Raw genomic sequence first — 25,255 nt, 5'->3', positions numbered from 1 at the left:
TTGCCCAGACGGGACCCGCCAACGGGTGCCACGATTTCACATGTTGGGACGCACGGATGAAATTCGATCGTCGGGAAGTTACACAAAGGTGCTGTTGACTCCGGGCGAGGAGCCTACCGCTCTACCCAACCCTGTGGTTCCGGCCAAGGCCTCCACTGAGGTCAGTGCCTCCGCGCTGCGACGGGTATTGCGACGGGCTCGAGATGGTGTGGCGCTGAACATCGACGAGGCGGCGGTCGCGATGACGGCGCGAGGCGCGGATCTCGCGGATCTGTGCGCCAGCGCAGCGCGGGTGCGCGACGCGGGGCTGGAGTCTGCCGGACGCCGCGGCCCGGGCGGTGGGCTGCCGATCACCTACTCGCGCAAGGTTTTCATACCGGTCACCCACCTGTGTCGGGACAGCTGCCATTACTGCACCTTCGTCACCGTCCCCGGCAAGCTGCGCGCCCAGGGCGCCGGCATGTATTTGGAGCCCGACGAGATCCTCGACATCGCCCGCCGTGGTGCCGAACTCGGTTGCAAGGAAGCACTATTCACCCTCGGCGATCGGCCCGAGGATCGCTGGCCGGAGGCGCGCGAGTGGCTGGAGGCGCGTGGCTACGACTCCACGCTGTCCTACGTGCGCGCGATGGCGATCCGGGTGCTGGAGGAAACCGGCCTGCTGCCGCACCTGAACCCCGGCGTGATGAGCTGGTCGGAGATGGCGCGGCTCAAGCCGGTGGCGCCGTCGATGGGCATGATGCTCGAGACGACGTCGCGACGGCTGTTTGAAACGAAAGGGCTTGCGCACTACGGCAGCCCGGACAAAGACCCGGCCGTCCGCCTGCGCGCTCTGACCGACGCGGGCCGGTTGTCGATTCCGTTCACCACCGGCCTGCTGGTCGGCATCGGCGAGACGCTCGCCGAACGTGCCGACACCTTGCACGCGATTCGCAAGTCGCACAAGGAGTTCGGTCATGTGCAGGAAGTGATCGTGCAGAACTTCCGGGCCAAGGAACACACCGCGATGGCCGCCGTCCCCGACGCCGGCATCGAGGACTACCTGGCGACGGTGGCGGTGGCGCGGTTGGTGCTCGGCCCCGGGATGCGGGTTCAGGCGCCGCCCAACCTGGTGTCGCGCGACGAGTGCCTGGCACTGATCGGCGCCGGAGTAGACGACTGGGGCGGTGTTTCACCGCTGACGCCCGACCACGTCAACCCAGAGCGGCCCTGGCCGGCCCTGGACGAACTGGCCGCCGTCACCGCCGAGGCCGGCTATGAGCTGGTTCAGCGGCTGACCGCGCAGCCCAAATACGTGCAGGCGGGCTCGGCCTGGATCGACCCGCGCGTGCAGGGACACGTGACCGCGCTGGCGGATCCGGCGACCGGCCTGGCTCGCGACGTCAACCCGGTGGGGATGCCCTGGCAGGAGCCCGACGACGTCGGCTCCTCGGGCCGGGTCGACCTCAACTCGGCGATCGACAGCGAGGGCCGCAACACCGAGACCCGCAGCGATATCGACAGCGCCTTCGGCGACTGGGAATCGATTCGTGCCCACGTCCACGAACTGGCCGCCCAAGGCGCCAAAGCGCCCGAACGCCTAGACACCGACGTGCTCGCCGCACTGCGCTCAGCCGAACGCGACCCCGCCGGCTGCTCGGACAGCGAGTACCTGTCGCTGGCGACCGCCGACGGTCCGGCGCTGGAAGCCGTTGCCGCCCTTGCGGATACGCTGCGCCGCGAGACCGTCGGCGATGACGTGACATTCGTGGTGAACCGCAACATCAACTTCACCAACATCTGCTACACCGGGTGCCGGTTCTGTGCGTTCGCGCAGCGCAAGGGCGACGCCGACGCGTACTCGCTGTCCGCCGACGAGGTCGCCGACCGCGCGTGGGAGGCGCACGTCGAAGGCGCCACCGAGGTGTGCATGCAGGGCGGCATCGACCCCGAGCTCCCGGTCACCGGCTACGCCGACCTGGTCCGGGCGGTCAAAGCGCGGGTGCCGTCGATGCACGTGCACGCGTTTTCGCCGATGGAGATCGCCAACGGTGTGACCAAGAGCGGGTTGAGTATTCGTGAGTGGCTGATCAGCCTGCGCGAGGCGGGCCTGGACACCATCCCCGGCACCGCCGCCGAGATCTTGGACGACGAGGTGCGCTGGGTGCTGACCAAGGGCAAGTTGCCGACGTCGCTGTGGATCGAAATCGTCAGTACCGCACACGAGGTGGGACTGCGCTCGTCGTCGACCATGATGTACGGCCACGTCGACAGCCCGCGGCACTGGGTCGGCCACCTCAACGTGCTGCGCGACATCCAGGACCGCACCGGCGGTTTCACCGAATTCGTGCCGTTGCCGTTCGTGCACCAGAGCTCGCCGCTGTATCTGGCCGGCGCGTCGCGTCCCGGGCCCACCCACCGCGACAACCGGGCGGTGCACGCGCTGGCGCGAATCATGTTGCACGGCCGCATTTCTCAGATCCAGACCAGCTGGGTCAAGCTCGGTGTCGAGCGTACGCAGGTGATGCTCAACGGCGGCGCCAACGATCTGGGCGGCACGTTGATGGAGGAGACCATCTCGCGGATGGCCGGTTCGGAATACGGCTCGGCCAAGACGGTGGCCGAGCTGATGGCGATCGCCGAAGGCATCGGCCGCCCGGGGCGGCAACGCACCACCGACTACACCACCCTGGCCGCGTAGTTCGCTTTCTTGTCACAGGCGGCGGGTATACCCGAAGCCGTGAAGCGACGAATCGACGACAACCGATTTCCCGAATGGGCGCCGTTCGAGGACGCGGTGCGCAGGCACGGACCCGACGCCGGCACCTGGTGCGAGGCCTGGACGGTGCGCGACATCGTCGTCCATCAGGCGGGAAACGCCGAAGAGCTCGCCCGGGTGCTCGGCGGCCATCTGGCGGGTGAGCCCGTCGCGACCCGCGGCTTCGAGGAACGTGAGGGCCCGTTGCGCGCCCTGAACGACGCGGACCTGTGGGACGCGCTGGTGGACCGGATGGCCACCCTCAACGATGTCGCGGTGGCGGCCGAAGAACTGCCCGCCGACACCGATGTCGCCTGGACGGGCCGCACCATGAAGGTGCCCTGGTTCGCCGAGCACATGCGCGAGGAGCTCGTCCTGCACGGCTGGGACATCACCGGCGACGAGCCGGAAGCCCAGGCCCGGCTGGCCGAGCCGTGGATGACCACGCACAGCGTCCTCGCCGTCGGCAGGCCGCTGCTGGTGAAGGGCTGCAAGCAGCTGCAACCGGGTGAGCGCATCGAAGCCAGCCTGCGAGCCGATGGCACCGACGACGTCGTCCTGGCCGCCGGCCCGGATCAGATCACCATCGGCTTTGCCGAACCGGACGGCCCGGCCACCCTGGAAACCGACGCGGCCGCGCGCGTGCTGCTGCTGTGGGGCCGCAGGCCCGCCGATCCATCACGCATTCGCAGCCGCGTCGGGCCGGAAACCCTGGGCCGGGTGCGCCGCCTGCTCGGTGGTTACTGACCCGCTTCGTCCGAAGCGATCGGCTCAGTAGTTATTACAGGTGACCGCGACCTGGTTGATGTCGTCGTAGTACTTCTGCGCCGACGGCATGGCCTGGATCTGCTGGGCCATCTGCTGGCGCTTCGGCGGCGGCGACGCCAGGAAGTTGCGGATGTAGGACTGCGCCACCGGCGACGAGTTCAGCTGCTGAGCGGCAGCCGGGTCGGTCGCGTTCAGCGCCGCGATGACCTGCCCGTAGTTGCAGGTGGTGTTGATGATCGCGTCCGACGGGTCAGCCGACGCGACCCCGGCCGCGGCGGTCAACGCCACCGCCGCGCTGCCAACCGCAACGCCCAATTTGCTCAACGACAGCCTCATGTGTGGACACCTTCCCCAGTTAATGCACCGCTATTACGGCGAGAACATCTGCCCAGCGGTTGCCGTCCTCCGGATGAGATTACCAGGCCCCGCGAGCGTGCTCGCAACGCAAGAGCTATCTACCGCCACCGCCGGAGCGTTACTCTTCGCAGGTCAGCGACCCGTCAGCGGTGTTCGCCCTCGGCGAAACGGGACCCGGTCGCGGCCTCCGAGACTGTCGGTCTTAAATCTATGTACCGACAGGCGCGCCAAATGGTTGACCTGTATCTGCGACGTCTAGTATCAGTAACCGAAGCTTCATCGAAGCGGTCGGACGCGCCGGTGCGAGCTGAACAGCAGCCCAACATTTCAGCCCTAGTACACGGACTAGTACATGGAGGAGACGTCTGTGACGTACACGATCGCCGAACCCTGTGTCGACATCAAGGACAAAGCCTGTATCGAGGAGTGCCCGGTCGACTGCATTTATGAAGGCGCTCGGATGCTCTACATCCACCCCGACGAATGCGTCGACTGCGGGGCGTGCGAGCCGGTCTGCCCCGTCGAAGCCATCTACTACGAAGACGACGTGCCGGACCAGTGGAGCCAGTACACGCAGATCAACGCCGACTTCTTCGCCGAGCTGGGATCGCCCGGCGGCGCGGCCAAGGTCGGCTTGACCGAGAACGACCCGCAAGTGGTCAAGGATCTGCCACCGCAGGGCGAAGGCGACTGAGCGACCCGGTGCCACACCAGCTCAAAAAGCGCCGGCCGGCGGTGTCGGCATCCCTGCCGGAATTTCCCTGGGACACCCTGGCCGACGCGAAAGCGCAGGCCGGCGCCCATCGGGACGGGATCGTCGACCTCTCCGTCGGCACCCCGGTCGACCCGGTCGCCCCGGTGATTCAGGAGGCGCTGGCCGCCGCCGCTTCGGCGTCGGGCTATCCCGCCACCGTGGGCACCGCCCGGCTGCGCGAATCGGCGGTCGGCGCGCTGGACCGCCGGTTCGGCATCACCGGGCTGACCGAGGCGGCCGTGCTGCCGGTCATCGGCAGTAAGGAGCTCATCGCCTGGCTGCCCACGCTGCTGGGCCTGGGCCCCGCGGACCTGATCGTGGTGCCCGAGCTGGCGTATCCGACCTATGACGTCGGGGCGCGGCTGGCCGGGGCGCGGGTGCTGCGCGCGGATTCGCTGACCCAGCTGGGCCCGCAATCGCCGTCGCTGTACTACCTGAACTCGCCGAGCAATCCGACCGGACGCGTCCTGGGCGTGGATCACCTGCGCAAAGTGGTCGGCTGGGCGCGCGACAGGGCCTGCCTGGTGGCCTCAGACGAGTGCTATCTGGGGCTGGGCTGGGACGACCAGCCGCTTTCGATCCTGCATCCCTCGGTGTGCGACGGCGACCATACCGGCCTGCTCGCGATCCACTCGTTGTCGAAGAGCTCCTCGCTGGCCGGGTACCGGGCCGGTTTCGTCGCCGGAGACCCCGAGCTGGTCGCCGAACTGCTCGCCGTGCGCAAGCACGCCGGCATGATGGTGCCGACGCCGGTGCAGGCGGCCATGGTGGCGGCCCTGGACGACGACGCGCACGAGCTGGCGCAGCGGGAGCGTTACGAACGGCGCCGCGCGGCCCTGCTGCCCGCGCTGCGCTCGGCCGGTTTCACGATCGACTACTCCGAGGCCGGCCTCTATCTGTGGGCCACCCGCGGCGAGCCGTGCCACGACAGCGTCGCCTGGCTGGCGCAGCGCGGCATCCTGGTGGCGCCGGGCGATTTCTACGGGCCGCGTGGTGCGCAGCACGTGCGGGTTGCGCTGACCGCCAGCGACGAGCGGATCGCCGCCGCCGTGCATCGGCTCGCGTAGCCGACCCACACCCACACCCACACCGCCTGGGGCGCCCGGGCGTGCACAATGCATCGGAGGCGTTTCACGAACTCTGGGTAAGGACGGTGCTCGTGACCAGTTCGACCGGCAAGCTGCGCATCCCGCTCTCGCTAGGAGACATCGCCAAGCGGGTGTTCCTCGGAAAGCCGCTGATCACCGAGGATATCGCGTCCGAGAAACTGTCGAATTCTGTTGCGCTAGGCGCACTTTCGCCTGACGCCGTCTCCTCCGTCGCGTACGGTCCCGAGCAGATCCTGATCGAACTGCTGCCCCACGCCGGGCTGGCCGCGTTCGTGCTTCTGCTGCCCATCACCGGTGTCATCCTGCTGATCCTGGTGCTGGTGGCCGCGTCGTATCGGCAGGTGGTCATGGCCTACACCCGGGCCGGCGGCTCGTACATCGTCGCGCGCGACAATTTCGGGCCCCGGGTTGCGCAGATCGCCGCCGCGGCGCTGTTGATCGACTATGTGGTGACGGTCGCGGTGCAGTCGGCGGCCGGGACCGTCGCGGTGGTCTCGGCGATTCCCGCGCTGGGCCCGTACAGCCTCGAGCTCACCGTCGCCGTGGTGCTTGCCATCTGCTACGCCAACCTGCGGGGCCTGAAGGAGGCCGGATTGCCGTTCGCGGTGGCGACCTATTCCTTCATCGTCATGGTCGGGCTGACCATCGTGATCGGCGTCGTCCGTGCGGTCATCGGAAACCTGCCGACCTACGATCCCACCCACCTGGCCGGCACGGTGCCGGTGCACCAGGGCAACGGCCTGGTGCTGGGCGCCACGATCTTGGTGCTGCTGCGGGCGTTCGCCAACGGCGGTTCGTCGCTGACCGGGGTCGAGGCCATCTCCAACACGGTCGACTACTTCCGAAAGCCCCAGGGCCGCAACGCGCGCCGAGTGCTGACTGCGATGGCCACCGTCCTCGGCCTGCTGCTGGCCGGCGTCGCCTACCTGGCCCACGTCACCCACGCGACGCCGTATCTGACGGAGTACCCATCGGTGCTGTCGCAGATCGGCCGCGCCGTCTTCGGCAGCGGCACCGTCGGCGACGTTTTCTACGTCCTGGTCCAGGCGGCGACGGCCGCTATCTTGTTCACCGGCGCGAACACCAGCTTCAACGGCTTTCCGGCCCTGGCCAGTTTCGTCGCCGAGGACCGCTTCCTGCCCCGTCAGCTCACCAAACGTGGCCACCGCCTGGTGTTTTCGAACGGGATCATCACACTCACGGCGCTCTCAATCGCATTGCTGGTGACCACCGGCGGGTCGGTGAACGCGCTGGTGCCCTTCTACGCGATCGGCGTGTTCACCGGCTTCTCGATGGCCGGCTACGGGATGACCAAACACCATCTGACGCACCGGGAACCGGGCTGGCGACGCCGGCTGGCGATCAACCTGTCCGCCGCGGTCCTGTCGACGATCGTGGTGGGAATCTTCGCGGTGGCGAAGTTCACCGAGGGCGCCTGGCTGGTGGTCGTCGTGTTCCCCCTGTTGGTGTTCATGCTGACCCGGCTCAACCGCGAATACCGCGCCGAGGCGGCAATTCTCGAGATGTTCCGCACTGATCGCCCGGAGCTGGTGAAGTACGCGCGGCACCGGGTGTTCGTGTTGGTCGACTCCGTCGACCTGGCGGTGATCGAGGCCTTGCGCTACGGCAGGGGACTGCGGGCCGACGAGCTGATCGCGGTGCATTTCATGGTCGACGCGGCCCACGCCGCGCTGCTGCGAAAGCGGTGGGACCATTTCGAACTCGACACTCCGTTGCGGATCGTGGATTGTCCCGACCGCCGGGTCAGCCGGGCCGCGCAGCTGCTGGTGGCCAAGGCGCTTGAGGAGCACGCGCGGACCAATGTGACGGTGCTGCTGCCCCGAAGGACCTTCGCCCGGCTGTTGGGCCGGGTTCTGCACGACCGCACCGCCGACAAGATCTCGCGAGCGGTCAGCCTCATCCCCGACGCCGCGGCGACGATCGTGCCCTACGACGTCGAATCCCGGATCAGGGAGGCCTATCCCGACACCTTCGAGCAAAAGATCGGGGAGCGCATCGACAAGCTCGAGGCGTGGGTGTCCCAGGACGAGGACCGCAAGGTCGACGCCTACGAACACCCGGAGCGGCCCCGGTCGGTGATCATGGTGGCGGGCCTGATCTCCGGGCAGCGCGCCAGCGTCGAGGGGCGGGTCAGCGAGGTCGAAGACGTCACTACCCGCGGCCGGACCCACCGCCAGATCGTCATCGGGGACAGCACCGGCGAAATGACCGTCACCTTCCGCCCGGGCAACGGGGGCGCCGACATCCAGCCCGGTCAGGTGCTGCGGATCACCGGGAAGGCCCGCCAGGCCGGCACCCGGGCCATATCCATGCTCGACCCGGCATATCAGATAATCGAGGACCCGGCGAAGGACGCCGAGTCCGAGGACTCCGACCAAGGCGGCGATTCCTAGCCCCTTGCGTCCCGTGCCCGAGTGAATTTGCTTGGTTATCAGGGGATTTCGGCACCGCCTCCGCTTGGAGCACCCGTCGATGACGCCGCATTGCGACGAAATCGGGGATTCGGGTGGCCGGCGGTACTCAATGCCCACCTGCGGCACGGGTCGCCGCCTCATCGGTGAGATGGGCATTGACGGAATTGCGCAGTCACGGCGCGGGTTTCGCGACACTCTGGGCTTGCTGGCCAGTTTTCGGTAGGCCCAGCCGAAATTCCTTACTCCCGCTAAGCTGACGGCGTTTGAATGTAAACTGACATCTGCATAATAACGCTTGACACACGTGAGAAAGATGGTGCGCGCCGATGCTCCCCGCGCACCCGCGCGGCTATCGAATGCCCGAGGTAGTGGGCGAGGATAGGGGACTTGCACTTTGGGTGCTGCAAACGCCACGCCCGTCGCCGTCATCGGGATGGCCTGCCGACTCCCCGGCGGGATCGACTCCCCACAACTCCTCTGGGAGGCGCTGCTGCGCGGTGACGACCTCGTCGGCGAAATTCCCGCCGACCGGTGGGATGCGGATCTGTTCTACGACCCCGAGCCCGGCGTACCCGGCCGATCGGTAACCCGCTGGGGTGCGTTCCTCGACGACGTCGGCGGCTTCGACACTGAATTCTTCGGGATGACCGAGCGCGAGGCCACCGCGATCGACCCGCAACACCGCCTGCTGCTCGAGACGTCCTGGGATGCCATCGAGCATGCCGGTCTGGACCCCGCCTCCCTGATCCACTCGCAGACCGGGGTGTTCGTCGGCCTGACACACGGCGACTACGAACTGCTGTCCGCCGACTGCGGCGCGGCCGAAGGGCCGTACGGATTCACCGGCACCAGCAACAGCTTCGCGTCCGGACGCGTGGCCTACACGCTGGGCCTGCACGGCCCGGCGGTCACGGTGGACACGGCGTGTTCGTCGGGGTTGATGGCCGTCCACCAGGCGTGCGGCAGTCTCGGCAGTGCCGAATCCGACCTCACCCTGGCCGGTGGCGTCGTGGTGACCCTGGAACCACGCAAGTCCGTTTCGGGCTCGCTGCAGGGCATGCTGTCCCCGACCGGCCGCTGCCACGCCTTCGACGTCCGCGCCGACGGCTTCGTGTCCGGCGAGGGCTGCGTCATGCTGCTGCTCAAACGGCTCGACGACGCCCAGCGCGACGGCGATCGCATCCTGGCCGTGCTGCGCGGCACCGCAGCCAACCAGGACGGCCGCACCGTGAACATCGCGGTGCCCTCGGAAACGGCTCAGGTCGCCGTCTACCAGAAGGCCCTGGAGATCGCGGATGTCGACGCCGCCACGGTCGGCCTGGTCGAGGCGCACGGCACCGGCACCCCGGTCGGCGATCCGATCGAATTCGCCAGCCTGGCCGCTGTGTACGGCACCGGCGGCCCCTGCGCCCTGGGATCGGTGAAGACCAACTTCGGCCACATGCAGTCGACGTCCGGGCCGCTGGGACTGATGAAGGCGATCCTGGCGCTGCAGCACGCCGTCGTGCCGCAGAACCTGCATTTCACCCGGCTCCCCGACGAGATGGCCCGGATCAAGACGGATCTTTTTGTGCCGCAGAGCAATACGCCGTGGCCCAGCAATGGCCGCCATCCGCGACGCGCCGCGGTGTCGTCGTACGGGATGTCGGGCACCAACGTGCACGCCATCCTGGAACAGGCTCCCGAACAAGCGCAGGCGCAGCCGCCCGGTGAACCGGCGGGGCCGCTGCTGTTTCCCCTGTCGGCCACCTCCGCCGAGCAGCTGCGTGTCACGGCCGCCCGGCTGGCGGACTGGCTCGACGAGCACGGGGCTAGCGACGGCGAAAGTAGCGCGGGCCTAAAAGATCTGGGCTATACGCTGTCACGCAGGCGCGCGCACCGGCCGGTGCGGACCGTGGTCTCGGCGAACACTCTCGACGAATTGCGCACCGAGCTGCGGGCGGTCGCCGACAGTGACATCCCGTACGAGCCCGCGGTGGGGCAGGGCGACCGCGGGCCGGTGTGGGTATTCTCCGGCCAGGGTTCGCAATGGCCGGAGATGGGCGCCGAATTGCTGGCCAAGGAGCCAATTTTCGCCGCGACCATCGCGGCCATCGAGCCGTTGATCGCCGCGGAATCCGGCTTTTCGGTGACCGAGGCCTTGTCGGCGCCCGAGACGGTGACCGGCATCGACAAGGTGCAGCCGACGATCTTCGCGATGCAGGTCGCGCTCGCCGAGACGATGAAGTCCTACGGGGTACGCCCCGGCGCTGTCATCGGGCATTCGCTCGGCGAATCGGCGGCCGCGGTCGTCGCCGGTGGGTTGTCGGTGGCCGACGGTGTGCGCGTCATCTGCCGTCGCTCGAAGCTGATGGCTCGGATCGCGGGCAGCGGCGCGATGGCATCGGTGGAACTGCCGGGACAGCAAGTGTTGTCCGAACTTTCGATTCGCGGCATCTCCGACGCGGTGCTCTCTGTGGTCGCGTCGCCGACATCGACCGTCGTCGGCGGTGACGCCCAGACCATCCGCGATCTGGTCGCGGCCTGGCAGCAGCAGGACGTGCTGGCGCGCGAGGTGGCGGTGGACGTCGCCTCGCATTCACCGCAGGTGGAACCGATCCTCGACGAGCTGGTCGAAGCCCTCGCCGATCTGCAACCAACGGCGCCCGAGGTTCCCTACTACTCCTCGACACTGTGGAATCCGCGCGCACGGCCGTCGTTCACCGGCGATTACTGGGCCGAAAACCTGCGGTACACAGTGCGATTCGCGGCCGCAGTGCAAGCAGCCCTCAAGGATGGGTTCCGCATTTTCGGTGAGCTGGCGCCGCATCCGTTGCTGACGCACGCCGTCGAGCAGAACGCCGGCAGCCTGGACGTGCCCATCGCCGCCCTGGCGGCCATGCGCCGCGAGCAGGAGCTGCCGTCCGGCCTGCGCGGCTTCGTCGCCGACGTGCACAGCGCCGGCGCCCAAGTCGACTTCGCCGTCCAGTACCCGTCCGGCCGACTGGTGGATGCCCCGCTACCGACGTGGACCCACCGCCGGTTGATGCTCAGCCGCGAGGCAACCGACCAGGCGCACGGCGGCTCCGTCCAGGCCGTGCATCCCCTGCTCGGTGCGCACGTGCACCTGCAGGAGGAACCCGAGCGGCACGTCTGGCAGGGCGAGATCGGGACCGACGCCCACCCGTGGCTTGCAGATCACCAAATCAACGGTGTCGCAGCGCTTCCCGGCGCCGCCTATTGCGAGATGGCGCTCGCCGCCGCCCGCGCGGCCCTCGGTGATCGCGCCGAGGTCCGCGACGTCGCGTTCGAGCAGACGCTGTTGCTGGGTGACGACACGCGGGCGTCGTCGGTCGCGACGGTCGCCACGCCCGGTGTTCTCGACTTCGCCGTGGACACCCACGAGGACGGCGAACGCATCCGCCGGGCGAGCGCGGTCCTGCACGCGTGCGCGGGAGACGGCGCGGACTCGGCGGAGGCCCAGCAGCCGCCCGCGCACGAGCTGGGCACGCTGATCGCCAACCACCCGTCCCGCATGGACGGAGCGGAATTGCGAAAGGCGTTCGAGGCGGTAGGAATTCACTACGGACCGGCGTTTTCGGGTCTGGCCGCGGTGCTGGTTGCCGACGGGGAGATCAGCACGGTGCTTGCAGAAGTGGCACTGCCCGGCGCCATTCGCTCGCAGCAGTCCAGCTACGGCGCGCACCCGGCTCTGCTCGACGCGTGCTTCCAGTCGGTCGTCGTCTCACCCGAGGTGCAGAAGGCCGGCGCCGGCGGCCTGCTGTTGCCGGTCGGCGTGCGCAGGGTGCGCAACTATCACTCGACGCGTAACGCCAAATACTGCCTCACCCGGGTTACGTCGTCGCGAGCCGGCGAATGCGAGGCTGACCTCGACGTGCTGGACCAATCCGGAACGGTGCTGTTGACCGTCGAGGGACTCCGGCTGTCCGGCGGCGCCTCCGAACGCGAACACGCCCAGCGGCTGCTCAACGAGCGGTTGTTGACCATCGACTGGGAGCCCCGGGAGCTGACCGAGGACGCGCAGGGCGAGCCCGGCTCGTGGGTGCTGCTCAACGCGTCCGACGGCCACGACCCGTTGCCGGCGCGGCTTGCCGAGGCGCTGAATTCCGATGGCGCGCAGTGCACCATGGTGCCTGTGCCGCTCGGGGTAGTGGACACCGCACAGCTGCGGACGCTGCTGTCCGGCGGCGCGACCGCCTCCAACGGTCACGGGCCGCTGAAGGGGCTGACCGGCGTCGTCGTGGTGGCCGCGGCGTCCGATGGCGCCGCGGGCGACCCGCACGTGCCGCGGCGCGGCCGGGATTGCGTGTCGCACCTGGCGGCCGTCGCCCGCGAGCTCTCGGAGCTGCCCGGGGAGTCGCCGCGACTGTACGTGGTGACCCGCAACGCCGCGAGCGTGGCCGCCGGTGATGTGGCGAACCTGGCGCAGGCCGGGCTGCGCGGACTGATGCGGGTGATCGACTCCGAGCATCCGCATCTGGGCGCCACCCAGATCGATGTGGACGACGCGACCGATCCCGAACAGGTTGCGCTGCAACTGAAAAGCGGCTCGGAAGAGGACGAGACCGCCTGGCGCGGCGGCCAGTGGTACGCCGCGCGCCTGCGGCCGGGTCCGCTTCGCCCGTCCGAGCGGCGCACCACCGTCGTCGATCACGAGCGCGACGGCATGCGCCTGCAGATCCGCACTCCCGGTGACCTCGAATCGCTGGAGTTCGCCGCGTTCGACCGGGTGCCGCCCGGGCCAGGGGAGATCGAGGTGGCGGTGACCTCGTCGACCATCAACTTCGCGGATGTTCTTGTCGCGTTTGGGCGTTATCCCACATTCGAGGGCTACCGGCAGCAGTTGGGCGGTGACTTCGCCGGCGTGGTGACCGCCGTCGGCCCGGACGTCACCGAGCACCAGCTCGGCGACCACGTCGGCGGAATGTCCCGCAACGGATGCTGGGGCACCTTCGTCATCGCCGACGCCCGGCACGCGGTCACGCTGCCGCCCGAGGTTCCGCTGGAAGAAGCGGCCGCGGTGCCGACCGCCTCCGCGACCGCGTGGTACGGCCTGCACGATCTGGCGCGCATCGCGCCGACCGACAAGGTACTCATCCATTCCGGGACCGGTGGCGTCGGCCAGGCGGCCATCGCGATCGCCCGGGCCGTGGGCTGTGAGATCTTCGCGACCGCGGGCAGCCCGCAGCGCCGGCAACTGCTGCGCGACATGGGTATTGAGCACGTCTATGACTCGCGCAGCACGGAATTCGCGGACCAAATCCGGCGTGACACCGACGGATACGGCGTCGACGTGGTGCTCAACTCGCTGCCCGGCGCCGCGCAACGCGCGGGTATCGAGTTGCTGGCCTTGGGCGGACGGTTCATCGAGCTGGGCAAGCGAGACATCTACGGCGACACCCATCTGGGTCTGTTCCCGTTCCGACGCAACCTCTCGCTGTTCACCGTCGACCTCGCGCTGCTGACTTTCAGCCACCCGCACACGGTTCGGCGCCTGTTGACCACCGTGTACCAGCGCACCGCCGCCGGTGAACTGCCCTTGCCGCGCACCACGCACTATCCGATTCACGACGCGGCCGCCGCGGTGCGCCTGGTCGCCGGCGCGGGACACACCGGCAAGGTGGTGTTGCAGGTGCCGCACGCGGGAAGCAGTGTGGCCGCGGTACCGCCGGACAAGGTGTGGCCGTTCCGCGCCGACGGCGCCTACATCATCACCGGCGGAATCGGTGGCTTGGGCTTGTTCCTGGCCGGCCAGATGGCCGCTCGGGACGGCGGCGCGGGCTGCGGACGGATCGTGCTCAACTCCCGCTCCCAACCCGATGAGCGGGCGCGCGACACCATCGAGCGGCTTCGGGCCAGCGGGGCGGACATCGCGGTGGAGTGCGGTGACATCGCCGAGCCGCAGACGGCCGAGCGGCTGGTGGCGTGCGCCACGGCCACCGGGTTGCCGGTCCGGGGGGTGCTGCACGCCGCCGCGGTCGTGGATGACGCCACGCTGGCGAATGTCACCGACGAGCTCATCGACCGGTGTTGGGCGCCAAAGGTTTACGGCGCGTGGAACCTGCATCAAGCTCTGCGGGAACAAAGCAGCGGCCAGCCGCTGGATTGGTTCTGCTCCTTCTCGTCGGCCGCCGCGCTGGTGGGGTCGCCGGGGCAGGGCGCCTACGCCGCGGCCAACAGCTGGCTGGACGCGTTCGCGTATTGGCGTCGTGCCCAGGGCCTCGCGGCCACCTCGATCGCGTGGGGCGCGTGGTCCGAGGTCGGCCGCGCCACGGCCCTGGCCGAGGACGCCGGCATCGCGATCACGCCGGCGGAGGGCTTCCGCGCATTCGAAACGCTGCTGCGCTACGACCGCCCATATTCGGGCTACGCGCCGATCATGGGGACGCCATGGTTGACGTCCTTCGCGCAACGCAGCCGCTTCGCCGAGGCGTTCGGTTCGATGGGCCAAGGCAAACCGGACACCGGCAAGTTCCTCGCCGAGCTGCAGGCGCTGCCGCGCGAGGAATGGCCGTCGGCCATCCGCCGGCTGGTATCCGGTCAGATCAGCCTGTTGCTGCGGCGCACAATCGATCCCGATCGGCCGCTGTCCGACTATGGCCTGGATTCGCTGGGGAATCTGGAGCTGCGGACCCGCATCGAAACCGAAACGGGTGTACGCGTCAGCCCCACCAAGATCACCACCGTTCGCGGTTTGGCCGACCATCTGTGCGACGAGCTGGCCGGTCTGGAAGCAGCGCCGTCAGCAATCTGACCCGCGCTTGAAATGACCGGCGTCCCCGCCGTTTCCGGTCATCGGCACGAAAATCGCGGCTATCCGCCGGCGGAAGGGCGCGGCATCTTGAATTGGCGCGGCGTCACTCGCGGCGCGTCGTCGGCCGAGGCCGCGACAAGAGTCCTGACGTCGACGCCGTGGCCGCCACCGGCGGCCCCCTCCACCTGTTGGTCGCCGGGCCCTCGTGGCACGACGGGCCCCCGTCGAGCTCGGTGACGCCGGTGACCGCTGGATTTGTCGCCGCCCAGCTTTGCGGGACGGACAACCGGCCTACCGCGGAGGACGACCCCGACGACGACATGGACGAGTCCGAAGTGCCTGTGGTGGAAAGGGTTTGCAGCTGTAGCGGGACGGTCGACATCGCCCGGGACAGGGCGGCGTGCGACCGTCCGGCGGCCGAGCCGCCGGCCGCGTGGACCACCGCTGCGGTCTGGGTGGATTGCCCGCCGGCAGTCGCGGTCTGGGGCGGTTGGCCGAATTGCCTGAGCGTGGTCGCGCCCGACGATGATGCGGCGTAGCCGTACATCGCGCCGGCATCCTGGGCCCACATCTCGAAGTAGGCGCCCTCGGTGGCCCCGATCAACGCGGTGTTCTGTCCCAGAACGTTGCTCGCTACCAGGTGCGCCAATAGGGTGCGGTTGGCGGTCACCACTGCGGGCGGCGCGGTGGCACCTAAGGCCGTCTCGTAGGCGGCCGCCGCGGCGCGGGCCCGCCCGGCGGCGTCCTCCGCCTGCGCCGCCGCGTTGGCCATCCACGCCACGAATTGAGCGGCCAGGGTAGCCATCGCGGCCGACGCGCCGCCAGAACAACTTTCGCCTTCCAGCCGGGCGAGCACCGAGGCGTAGCCGCGCGAGGCCGTCTCGAGTCCGTTGGCCAATACCTGCCAAGCGGCCGCCGCGGCGATCAGCGGCCCCGAGCCTGGACCGGCATACATTCTGGTCGAGTTGATTTCTGGGGGCAGCGCCCCGTAATCAAGCATTCGTCGCCCCCCACATCGCCCGCCGCGCGTTTGCCGGCCGGGTTTGGACCTGGCCGAGGCGGCCGCCCGCGAACGGTAGCCCGCGCAGTCATGACGAATCCCACCGTCATCGAGCCTCGCCGCCCGGGCGCCCGATTCGGGCGCAACGACTCGATTACTGCTGTCTGAGTCAAACCCACCGACGCCCGCCGGGACAACCCCGAATGGTGGATATACAGACTATTGACAGCTAACCCGGCTGGCGCGCCGAAGTGGCATGACCTGTTGAACTGCGCGCAGGGCTGAGCTTTGTGATGCCGGAGGGCGATCCCCATTGCTATTGGCAAAGTCCCGAACCTGTGGTGCCAGACGCCCGGGACGCCGGCCGGAATGACTCCTACGGCCGAGGCCTGCGGTGCGGCGGCGGCACGGCAGGATCGCACCGGCCATGTCGACGCGTAGCCACGTGCAACGCGAGGCCGCCCGCCCGCGGCGGGTTCTCCGGCGTTAACGGGCCGATCGGCCAACCTCAACCGGACTTCATTTCGTTTGCTGGCGGACCCAAAACGGGGCCCGGCGCGGGGCGGCGCGGCGGGTCGCCGTGAGGCCACACAAACTCCCGTAAGTTGACCAACTTTACTTGTGGACTGGTTCTAATCCGGATTGATTGATAAACAATATGGTGAAGGTGTGTGGCCGGGCTCGGTGCGACGAGGTTGCCGCGCCGAAGCCGGGCGTCGGTATCGGCAGGCAAACAAATCCCGCGGAGCGGGCCCAACGTCCGGCCGGCCACCGAAGCGGAGACCGGTGAGGCGGAGGATGGCAAGTGGCCGTGAGGGTTTCGTCAGCGTCGGCCGATACGTTGTGAACAGGAGCTGGCAATGTCGAACAACATCACCTGGCACGAACACCAGATAAGCCGCGCCGAACGCGAAAGACTCAACGGTCACAGGGGCTGCGTCATCTGGTTCACCGGGCTGAGCGGCAGCGGCAAGAGCACGGTGGCCAACGTCGTCGAGCAGAAGCTCTACGAGCGGGGCATCCGCAGCTACCTGCTGGACGGGGACAACGTCCGCTACGGACTCAACGCCGGCCCGGACCTTCTCGAGGAGCGCCACGGGCCCGAGTTCGCGAAGCGCTTCGGCCTGGGATTTTCCGCCCAGGATCGCGAGGAGAACATCCGCCGTATCGGCGCGGTCGCGAAGCTGTTCTGCGAGTCCGGCACCATCGCGCTCACGGCGTTCATCAGCCCGTACGTTCGTGACCGCGACGCCATCCGGGCCACCCTGGACGACGGCGATTTCCAGGAGATCTTCATCGACACCCCTATCGAGATCTGCGAGCAGCGCGACCCCAAGGGGCTCTACAAGAAGGCCCGCGCCGGCGAGATCAAAGGATTCACCGGAATCGACGACCCCTACGAGGCCCCGGCGCAGCCCGAGCTGCGGCTCGAAGGCGGCAACAAGGACGCGGACACGTTGGCCGAGGAGGTGATCGCCCATCTCGAGCGCGCGGGCGTCATCTCGGCCCCGGTCCGGCCAGACGCTTAGCGGACGGGTCCGGCAGTGACGGCGTCGGGAGCCGTCGACGGGCAAACCGCTGATTACCGAAACGAGGTCACTTTCATGAGCTACCAAGGACATAACGGGAAGCCGATCGTGGAACGGGTGTCCACGGAGAATGCGGCGGGTCAGATCGATGGCTTGCCGCGCGTCCCGATTTCGAAAGCCACCGCGCACGAGGTGATCAGCCTGTCCTACGGCTTCTTCACCCCGCTGACCGGGTTCATGGGCCGGCGCGAAGTGGATGGCACGCTGGACAACTTCCAGCTGCCGGACGGCACGCTGTGGAGCATCCCGATCGTCTTCGATCTTTCCGCGGAAGACGTGCAAAAGTACGGGGTGAAGGAGGGCGAACGCGTCGTCCTCGAATATCTCGATGCCCCGATGGCGATCTTCGAGGTCTCCGAGATCTACGAATACGACTTGGAGCGGATGGCCGAAAAGACCTACGGCACCACCGATCCCCGGCACCCGGGCGTCAAGAAGACACGGGCTTATGCGAATCGGTTCATCGGCGGCGACATCACGCTCATCAACGAGCCGGTGTTCAACGAACCCTTCAAGAACTTCTGGCTCACGCCGCGGCAGCACAAGGATGCGCTGGCGAAGAAGAACTGGGTGCGTGCCGTCGCCCATCAAACCCGCAACGTTCCGCACACCGGCCACGAAGCCCTGATGAAGCAGGCGTGGCTGGCGGCGAATGAGGACCAGCCCGTCGACAACCTGAACACCGGCGTGCTGGTCAATGCCATCATCGGCCAGAAGCGCGTCGGTGACTACATCGACGAGGCAATCCTGTTGGCGCAGAACGAGTTGCGCACCAGCGGGTATTTCCGGGAGGACGTGCACCTGGTGTCGTTCACGCTGTGGGACATGCGCTACGCCGGGCCCCGCGAGGCCATCTTCCACGCGATCCTGCGGACGAACCTCGGCTGCACGCATCACATGTTCGGGCGAGACCACGCCGGCGTCGGCGATTTCTACCACCCCTACGACTCCCAGAACATCCTCAAGGAACACCGCAGCGAGCTGGGCATCAAACCGGTGTTCCTGCGTGAGAACTGGTACTGCCCGGTGTGCCAGGAGGTCACCAACTCGGCCCTGTGCGGTCACGACGACCAATCGCAAAGCTTCAGCGGCAGCCTGATTCGAAGCATCCTGACCGACGAGGTCAAGCCGACCCAGAAGGTGATGCGCCACGAGGTTTTCGAAGTCGTGATGGACAGCGCCGCCAAGTACGGCCAGGGCTCGCCGTTCGTCACCGAGGAATATCTGAAAGACAGATTGCCGGTCTTTACGCTGAACCAGTTGGAGAACTCATGAGCAATGGCGAGAAAAAGATCAAGGTCAACGTCTGGATCAACGAGGAACGGCTGGAAGCGCTTGCGAATGCCGGAATGGCGGACCTGGCGAACGAGGCGTTCGCCGGCATGAAGCTACTCGAGATCTACACCACCGAGGAACAGAAAGACATTCTGCTGCAGCGCTTTCCCGGGGCGAAGTATGACTCGGCCACCACTGGCTCGATCGAGCTGCTGCCGAAGCGGGCCAAGGACAGGCTGCTCGAACTGTCCATCAAGATGCACTCCACCGGCCCCGACGTGGTGGGTCACTTCCTCGAGGAAGCCCAGACGGCGAACAGCCAGTAGGGCTAAGCGTCCAGCCGGGTGAATTGCCGGCGGCGGTACTGCTCGACGCATGCGGCCCGCCGGATCTTGCCGCTGGTCGTGGTGGGAATCGATCCCGGTGCCACCAGCACCAGATCGGCGACGTTGAGCCCGTGCGAGTTCGATATCGCCGCGGTGACGTCGTTCTTGACGGTGTCGAGGTTGCGCTTCGCGGCTTCGTCGGAATCGCCGCGCTTTTTGAATTCGATGATAGTGACCAGCTTTTCGGTCTCGTCCACGGAAACCGAGATCGCCGCGACCCGGCCGCCGGTGATCCGCTGCACCGTCGACTCGATGTCCTCGGGATAGTGGTTGCGCCCGTAGACGATCAGCAGATCTTTCATCCGGCCCACGATGAATATCTCGTCCTCGCAGATGAATCCGAGGTCGCCGGTGCGCAGCCACGGGCCTTCGGGGGTGCCGGGCGACGCGTCGGCCAAGGCGCCGCCGAAGGTGCGCCGGGTTTCCACCGGCTTCTGCCAGTAGCCGTCGGCGACGTTCTCGCCGCTGACCCAGATCTCACCGACCGTCCCGGCCGGGCACTGAGTGCTGGTGTCGGGGTCGACGATCCGCACCATCGGCGACGTCGGCGTGCCGTAACTCAGCAGCGGTGAGCCGGTCTCCGCCGGGCACCGCTGCGCCTTGCCCTGCGACAGCTGCCCCGGTTCGAAGTGGACGACGTGTGGGGCGGCGCCCTGTGCGCGGCTTGCCACGTAGACGGTGGCTTCGGCCAACCCATAGGAGGGCTGCATCATGTGCTCACGAAAGTTGTACGGCGCGAACCGTTTACAGAACCGGTCGAGCGTGGCGGGATGGATCCGTTCGGCGCCGCTGACGATGCTGATGACGTTGCCCAGGTCGAGTCCGGCCAGGTCGTCCTCGGTGGTCTTGCGGACCGCCAGCTCGAACGCGAAGTTCGGCGCGGCGGAGAAGACCGGATTGGTTTGGGACATCGCGTGGATCCAGCGCGCCGGGCGCTGCAGGAACGCGACCGGGCTCGTCACATCGCCCAGGTAGCCACCCAGGATCGGTGCGATGACGCCCTGCACCAACCCCATGTCGTGGTAGAAGGGCAGCCACGACACGCAGACGGTGTCGCGCGGGGCCACCCCGTTGAAGTCGGGAAAGTACGCGGCCATCAATTGCTGGAAGTTCACCTGCAGGTTGCGGTGCGAAACCATGACGCCGGCCGGAAGGCGCGTGGAGCCCGACGTGTACTGCAGGTAGGCGATGCTCGGGGCGCCGCTGATCCGGATGCTCGACGAATTCGGATCATCCAGGTCCAGCGCGTCGACGGCGATGACCGCCGGGGCGGGCGACTCCGGCCGCTGCAGGTAGTCGTTGACGGTCGCGGCGGCCGCCGACGTGGTGAGGACCACGGTTGGTGCGGTGTCCGCCAGGACCGCGGCAACGCGCTCGTCATGCGAGCCCGGCTGCGGGACCGGGAGCGGAACCGCGATCAGCCCGGCCTGGATCGCGCCCAGGAACGCCACGATGTAGGGCAGGCCCTGGGGGGCGAGGACGACGGCGCGGTCCCCGGTGGTGCCATGCCGCTTGACCTCGCGCGCAACGTTCAGCGTTCGCTGGTACAGCTGTGCCCACGTCAGGGTCTCGGTGACGCCGGCCCAGTCCTGCTCGTAATCGGTATACCGGAACGCCAAGTCGTCGGGTTGCAGACCGGCGCGTTCCCGCAATAGGGAGACAACCGACGTACTCTGCATGCGGGCTAGGGTACCGCTTCCGGATTTTCGTTCATGCCGGCCGCCATGCCCGGGAAGGCGAGCGGGTCAACGGCTTTCCAGCACCCGTAACCCCAACGAAAACAACAGCCGCACCTCGGGATCGGCCAGCGACGTCGACAACAATTTCTCGATCCGCCGAACGCGGTAGCGAACCGTATTCGGATGCACCCGCAACGCTTGTGCGGCCGCCGCGATGTCGCCGAAGGCGTCCAGATAGGCCCGCAAAGTCTCGGCCAGCACCGGATCGTCGTCGCGCAGCGCCACGATTCGCGGATCGATCAATCGCTCGTCGCTGCCGACCAGGGTCACGATTTCGTCGAGCAGGACGGCGGTGCGCGCCTCGGCCAACGACGTGACCTGCCCGAACGAAATCGGGTGCCGCTCAGCGCTGTCCAGCACGCGGTCCACCTCGATGCGCGCCGCGGCAATCCCGGCCAGGCCGGCGACCGGTGCGGCGATGGCCGTCCGTAGCTGCACCCCGAGCTCGTCGCGCATGGCGCCGATGGTTCCGCGCACCCACGAGGTGACCGAACGGTTGCGTGTCTGGGGGAGGAGTACATACGTGCGCGCGCCGTTCGAGGCGACCTGGGCGTCAGCGCGAAAAGCGCTGGCGCTCAGCGCGATAACATCGGCGAGTCGACCGTGACCGGGTGAGCCGTCCGTCGCGTCCCAACCGATCAGCGCCGCGTCGCCGTCGGCGGCCAGGCCGAGCTCGCCGGCAACCGCAGCAACGTCGACATGCGCGAGGGTCTCCGCATCGGCGAGGCCGAGGAGTTGCTGCACCCGCCGGGCATGCGTGGACGGCCGGGCCGCCAGCCGCGACATGATGCGCGCGGCCAGCACGGCGGCACCCCGCAACATCTCCTCGGCGTCGTCGGCCAGTGGTTGCGAGCCCTGCTGGACCCAGATGGTGCCGGCGAACACCGGCGGCCGCCGCGCGTCCGGTGCGGGCCGGTGGATGCCGACGGCCAGCCGCGGGCGCAGCCCCAACTCGGGCCGCTCGGCGACGCGCACGACGTCGCCGCCCGACCGCAGCGCATCGAAGATGCCCCATTGGCCGATCCACTCCAGGTGCTCGGGCGGGCCGGCCCTGCCCAGGATGGAAAGGCGGCGCAGCTCGTCGGCTTCGTCGTTGGAGGCGGAATAGGCCAGGACGTGCGATTGGGCGTTTTCGATGCTGACCATGCCGTGAATGCGGTCGGCGAGCGACTGCGCCAACCCGAACAGGTCGGTGCCCGAGTCGTCGGTCGCGTCCGCGCGGTCCCCGTGATGCTCCAGGACGTGGTTGACCAACTGATAGAGCCGCTCCCAGCGGGCCCGCGGATCGGCGGCCACCACGGCCGAGCCGGCCGCAACGGCCTTGGCCACCAACGCATTCGACGGCTCTTTGACGAAGATGGCCACCGGCACGCGGTCGCGCGCCTGGTTGTCCACCCACCGCAGCGCCTCGTCTTCGGCGACCCCCAGCAGGAAGAAGACATCGGCCGAGCCCGCGGCGGCCGCCAGCCCGAGCCGCACGTCGTCGGAGTCGATCAGCGCCGCCGACCCCACCGGCAGGTCCAGGCCACGGGGCGCCTCGACCAGGCTCACCAGGGTTGCGTCCAGCGCGAGTAACAGCTGCCCCAGCCCCACACCGGCCATGTTGTCCAATTCTACTATGACTACCGGCCTCTATTGTCCGATCGGCTAATTCTTCGTGGGGCCGCCGCGAGGATCCTTGCAGCATGGACGCGATAACCCAGGTCCCAATGCCGGCCAACGAGCCGGTCCACGACTATGCGCCACACTCGCCGGAACGCGCCCGGCTCCGCGCCGCACTGGCCGCCCTGGCCGATGGCCCGATCGACCTGCCGCATGTCATCGGCGGCGCCCACCGGATGGGCGACGGTGAACGCATCGACGTCGTCCAGCCACACCGGCACGCCGCGAAGCTGGGCACCCTGACCAACGCCGGGCACGCGGAGGCGACGGCGGCGATCGAGGCCGCGATGGCCGCGAAACGCCCGTGGGCTGCACTGCCCTTCGACGAGCGGGCGGCGGTGTTCCTGCGCGCCGCCGACCTGCTGGCCGGGCCGTGGCGGGAGAAGGTCGCCGCCGCGACGATGCTCGGCCAATCCAAGTCGGTCTATCAGGCCGAGATCGATTCACCGTGCGAGCAGATCGACTTCTGGCGATTCAACGTGGCGTTCGCGCGACAGATCCTGGCGCAGCAGCCGATCAGCGGGCCGGGGGAGTGGAATCGCAGCGAGTACCGCCCGCTGGACGGCTTCGTGTACGCGATCACGCCGTTCAATTTCACCTCGATCGCGGGCAACCTGCCGACGGCGCCGGCGCTGATGGGCAACACCGTGGTGTGGAAGCCGTCGATCACCCAGACGCTGTCGGCGTATCTGACCATGCAGCTGCTCGAGGCCGCGGGGCTGCCGCCCGGGGTGATCAACCTGGTCACCGGCGACGGCCTCGCCGTTTCCGATGTGGCACTGGCCGACCCGCGGCTGGCGGGCATCCACTTCACCGGGTCCACGGCCACCTTCCAGCATTTGTGGCAGCAGGTGGGCGCCAATATCGGCCGCTATCACAGCTATCCGCGGCTGGTCGGCGAGACCGGCGGCAAAGACTTCGTCGTCGCGCACGCCTCGGCGCGCCCGGAGGTGTTGGGCACGGCGCTGATTCGCGGCGCGTTCGACTACCAGGGACAGAAATGCTCGGCCGCGTCGCGCGCCTTCGTCGCGCAGTCGGTGTGGCGCCGCATGGGTGACGACTTCCTGGGCAAGACCGCCACGCTGCGCTACGGCGACGTGACCGACCTGACCAATTACGGCGGAGCGCTGATCGACCGGCGCGCCTTCATCAAGAACGTCGACGCCATCGAACGGGCCAAGGGCGCCCCGCACGTCACCATCGCCGTCGGCGGCGAATACGACGACAGCGAAGGCTATTTCGTCCGACCCACGGTATTGCTGTCCGATGACCCGACCGACGAGTCGTTCGCGACGGAATACTTCGGCCCGCTGCTGTCGGTGCACGTATACCCCGACCACGATTACGAGCGAATCCTCGACGTCGTCGACACAGGGTCACGGTACGCGCTGACCGGCGCGGTCATCGCCGACGACCGCGCCGCCGTGCTGACCGCGCAGGACCGGTTGCGGTTCGCCGCCGGGAACTTCTACGTCAACGACAAGCCGACCGGCGCGGTCGTCGGGCGTCAGCCGTTCGGGGGATCACGTGGCTCGGGCACCAACGACAAGGCCGGGTCGATGCTGAACATGTTGCGCTGGACGTCGGCTCGCACCATCAAGGAAACCTTCGTCCCGGCGACCGATCACACCTATCCGCACATGGGCGCCGAGTGATGGCCGGACTGTTCGCCACCACCCTGCGCCCGGCGATCCTGGCCGCGAGCCGCCGCGAAGGGTTGCGCCGAACCGCCGAACGGCTGACGGTGACCCGTAAGGTGGTGCGCCGATTCGTTCCCGGGGAGACCACCGATTCCGTGCTGAACAGCGTCGCGGTGCTTCGCGATTCGGGCCGATTCGTCAGTATCGATTATCTGGGCGAGGACGTCGCCAACGCCGACGACGCCGACGCGGTGGTGCGGACCTACCTGGATCTGATCGAAAGGCTGGGTGGCTCCGGCGATTTCGCGGGTGTGCGACCCCTGGAAGTCTCGGTCAAGCTGTCGGCGCTGGGGCAGTCGCTGGAGCGCGACGGGCACAAGATCGCGCGGGAGAACGCATGGTCGATCTGCGACGCCGCCCAGCGTGCGGGCGTGTGGGTGGCGGTGGACGCGGAGAATCACACCACCACCGATTCGACGCTACGCATCGTGCGCGACCTGCGCGCCGAATTCCCCTGGCTGGGCCTGGTTTTGCAGGCGTATCTGCGGCGCACCCTGGATGACTGCGAGGAATTCGCCGCCTCCGGCGCCCGGGTTCGGCTGTGCAAGGGCGCCTACGACGAACCGGCCTCGCTGGCCTACCGCGAGCCGGCCGAGGTCACCGACTCGTATCTGGCTTGCCTTCGGGTGCTGATGGCCGGGTCCGGCTACCCGATGGTGGCCACCCACGACCCGGAGATCATCGCCGCGGTGCCCGATATGGTGCGCGAATCGGGCCGTCGAGGCGGCGAATTCGAATACCAGATGCTCTATGGCATCCGCGATGACGAGCAGCGGCGCCTGGCCGCGGCCGGGGACCGGGTGCGGGTGTACGTACCGTTCGGTACCCAGTGGTATGGCTACTTCATGCGGCGGCTGGCCGAACGCCCGGCCAATTTGACGTTCTTCCTGCGGGCACTGGCGCACCGCCGCTGAGTGTGAAGCGTTGGCGTCGAGTGTGAACACCGGGCGGCGACACGCCGACAATCCCCGCCACGGAAGCACACCCTCA

14 protein-coding genes and 1 pseudogene are annotated in these 25,255 nt (G+C 68.1%); 11 read left to right on the top strand and 4 right to left on the bottom strand.

The features are described 5' to 3' along the window. Positions 1 to 40: 40 nt before the first annotated feature. Both ACZYVJ_RS08325 and ACZYVJ_RS08320 read left to right on the top strand, forming a co-directional pair. Positions 41 to 2,680, top strand: a complete 2,640-nt coding sequence (locus ACZYVJ_RS08325) for a bifunctional FO biosynthesis protein CofGH (RefSeq protein WP_463830569.1) — start codon at positions 41 to 43, stop codon at positions 2,678 to 2,680. 39 nt (positions 2,681 to 2,719) lie between these two features. After that, positions 2,720 to 3,484, top strand: coding sequence for a maleylpyruvate isomerase N-terminal domain-containing protein (locus ACZYVJ_RS08320; protein ID WP_463830568.1), 765 nt, complete (start codon positions 2,720 to 2,722; stop codon positions 3,482 to 3,484). A 24-nt stretch (positions 3,485 to 3,508) separates the two neighbouring features. Here ACZYVJ_RS08320 and ACZYVJ_RS08315 read toward each other — a convergent pair whose 3' ends face one another. Next, positions 3,509 to 3,841, bottom strand: a complete 333-nt coding sequence (locus tag ACZYVJ_RS08315; protein ID WP_463830567.1) for a hemophore-related protein — start codon at positions 3,839 to 3,841, stop codon at positions 3,509 to 3,511. A gap of 388 nt (positions 3,842 to 4,229) precedes the next feature. On the opposite strand from ACZYVJ_RS08315, the gene fdxA reads away from it, so the two are divergent. The 4 genes from fdxA (at position 4,230) to pks2 (ending at position 14,914) form a co-directional block, all read left to right on the top strand. Continuing rightward, complete coding sequence (gene fdxA / locus ACZYVJ_RS08310; RefSeq protein WP_003875467.1) at positions 4,230 to 4,556, top strand: ferredoxin; 327 nt, start codon at positions 4,230 to 4,232, stop codon at positions 4,554 to 4,556. A gap of 41 nt (positions 4,557 to 4,597) precedes the next feature. Continuing rightward, a complete protein-coding gene (gene dapC / locus ACZYVJ_RS08305) occupies positions 4,598 to 5,683 on the top strand; it encodes a succinyldiaminopimelate transaminase (protein WP_463832901.1) in 1,086 nt (361 codons plus the stop codon). 92 nt (positions 5,684 to 5,775) lie between these two features. Then, complete coding sequence (locus ACZYVJ_RS08300) at positions 5,776 to 8,139, top strand: APC family permease (protein WP_463830566.1); 2,364 nt, start codon at positions 5,776 to 5,778, stop codon at positions 8,137 to 8,139. A gap of 415 nt (positions 8,140 to 8,554) precedes the next feature. Then, positions 8,555 to 14,914, top strand: a complete 6,360-nt coding sequence (gene pks2, locus ACZYVJ_RS08295; RefSeq protein WP_463830565.1) for a sulfolipid-1 biosynthesis phthioceranic/hydroxyphthioceranic acid synthase — start codon at positions 8,555 to 8,557, stop codon at positions 14,912 to 14,914. A gap of 59 nt (positions 14,915 to 14,973) precedes the next feature. On the opposite strand, the pseudogene ACZYVJ_RS08290 reads toward pks2, so the two are convergent. Further along, positions 14,974 to 15,914 (bottom strand): annotated as a pseudogene (locus tag ACZYVJ_RS08290) (PPE family protein). A gap of 860 nt (positions 15,915 to 16,774) precedes the next feature. Between ACZYVJ_RS08290 and cysC the strand changes: the two are divergent. From cysC to ACZYVJ_RS08275, 3 genes are all read left to right on the top strand, one after another. Next, positions 16,775 to 17,443 carry an adenylyl-sulfate kinase gene (gene cysC / locus ACZYVJ_RS08285; RefSeq protein WP_463830564.1) on the top strand — a complete coding sequence of 223 codons (669 nt, stop codon included), beginning with the start codon at positions 16,775 to 16,777 and terminating at the stop codon, positions 17,441 to 17,443. Between the two features lie 75 nt (positions 17,444 to 17,518). Then, positions 17,519 to 18,778: a sulfate adenylyltransferase gene (gene sat, locus ACZYVJ_RS08280; RefSeq protein WP_463830563.1), complete on the top strand. Its 1,260-nt coding sequence runs from the start codon at positions 17,519 to 17,521 to the stop codon at positions 18,776 to 18,778. Further along, entirely contained in the window at positions 18,775 to 19,104 is a 330-nt protein-coding gene (locus tag ACZYVJ_RS08275; protein ID WP_463830562.1) for a DUF6955 family protein, read from the top strand. Before sat ends, ACZYVJ_RS08275 begins: the two co-directional genes overlap by 4 nt. A gap of 2 nt (positions 19,105 to 19,106) precedes the next feature. On the opposite strand, the gene fadD21 is transcribed toward ACZYVJ_RS08275, so the two are convergent. Both fadD21 and ACZYVJ_RS08265 read right to left on the bottom strand, forming a co-directional pair. Then, positions 19,107 to 20,843: a fatty-acid--AMP ligase FAAL21/FadD21 gene (gene fadD21, locus ACZYVJ_RS08270; RefSeq protein WP_463830561.1), complete on the bottom strand. Its 1,737-nt coding sequence runs from the start codon at positions 20,841 to 20,843 to the stop codon at positions 19,107 to 19,109. Between the two features lie 66 nt (positions 20,844 to 20,909). Then, a complete protein-coding gene (locus tag ACZYVJ_RS08265) occupies positions 20,910 to 22,505 on the bottom strand; it encodes a PucR family transcriptional regulator (RefSeq protein ID WP_463830560.1) in 1,596 nt (531 codons plus the stop codon). Positions 22,506 to 22,588: 83 nt separating this feature from the next. On the opposite strand from ACZYVJ_RS08265, the gene pruA reads away from it, so the two are divergent. Both pruA and ACZYVJ_RS08255 read left to right on the top strand, forming a co-directional pair. After that, the gene (gene pruA, locus ACZYVJ_RS08260; protein ID WP_463830559.1) at positions 22,589 to 24,220 is read left to right on the top strand and encodes an L-glutamate gamma-semialdehyde dehydrogenase; all 1,632 of its coding nucleotides are present in this window, start codon (positions 22,589 to 22,591) and stop codon (positions 24,218 to 24,220) included. Then, positions 24,220 to 25,179 (top strand): proline dehydrogenase family protein, encoded by a 960-nt coding sequence (locus tag ACZYVJ_RS08255; protein WP_463830558.1) that lies wholly within the window; start codon positions 24,220 to 24,222, stop codon positions 25,177 to 25,179. The genes pruA and ACZYVJ_RS08255 overlap by 1 nt, the downstream gene beginning before the upstream one ends. Positions 25,180 to 25,255: the final 76 nt, after the last annotated feature.

The organism is Mycobacterium sp. IDUB_3, from assembly GCF_055419585.1.
Note: the sequence above shows the minus strand (reverse complement) of the source record. Positions and strands in the feature narration are given on the sequence as shown.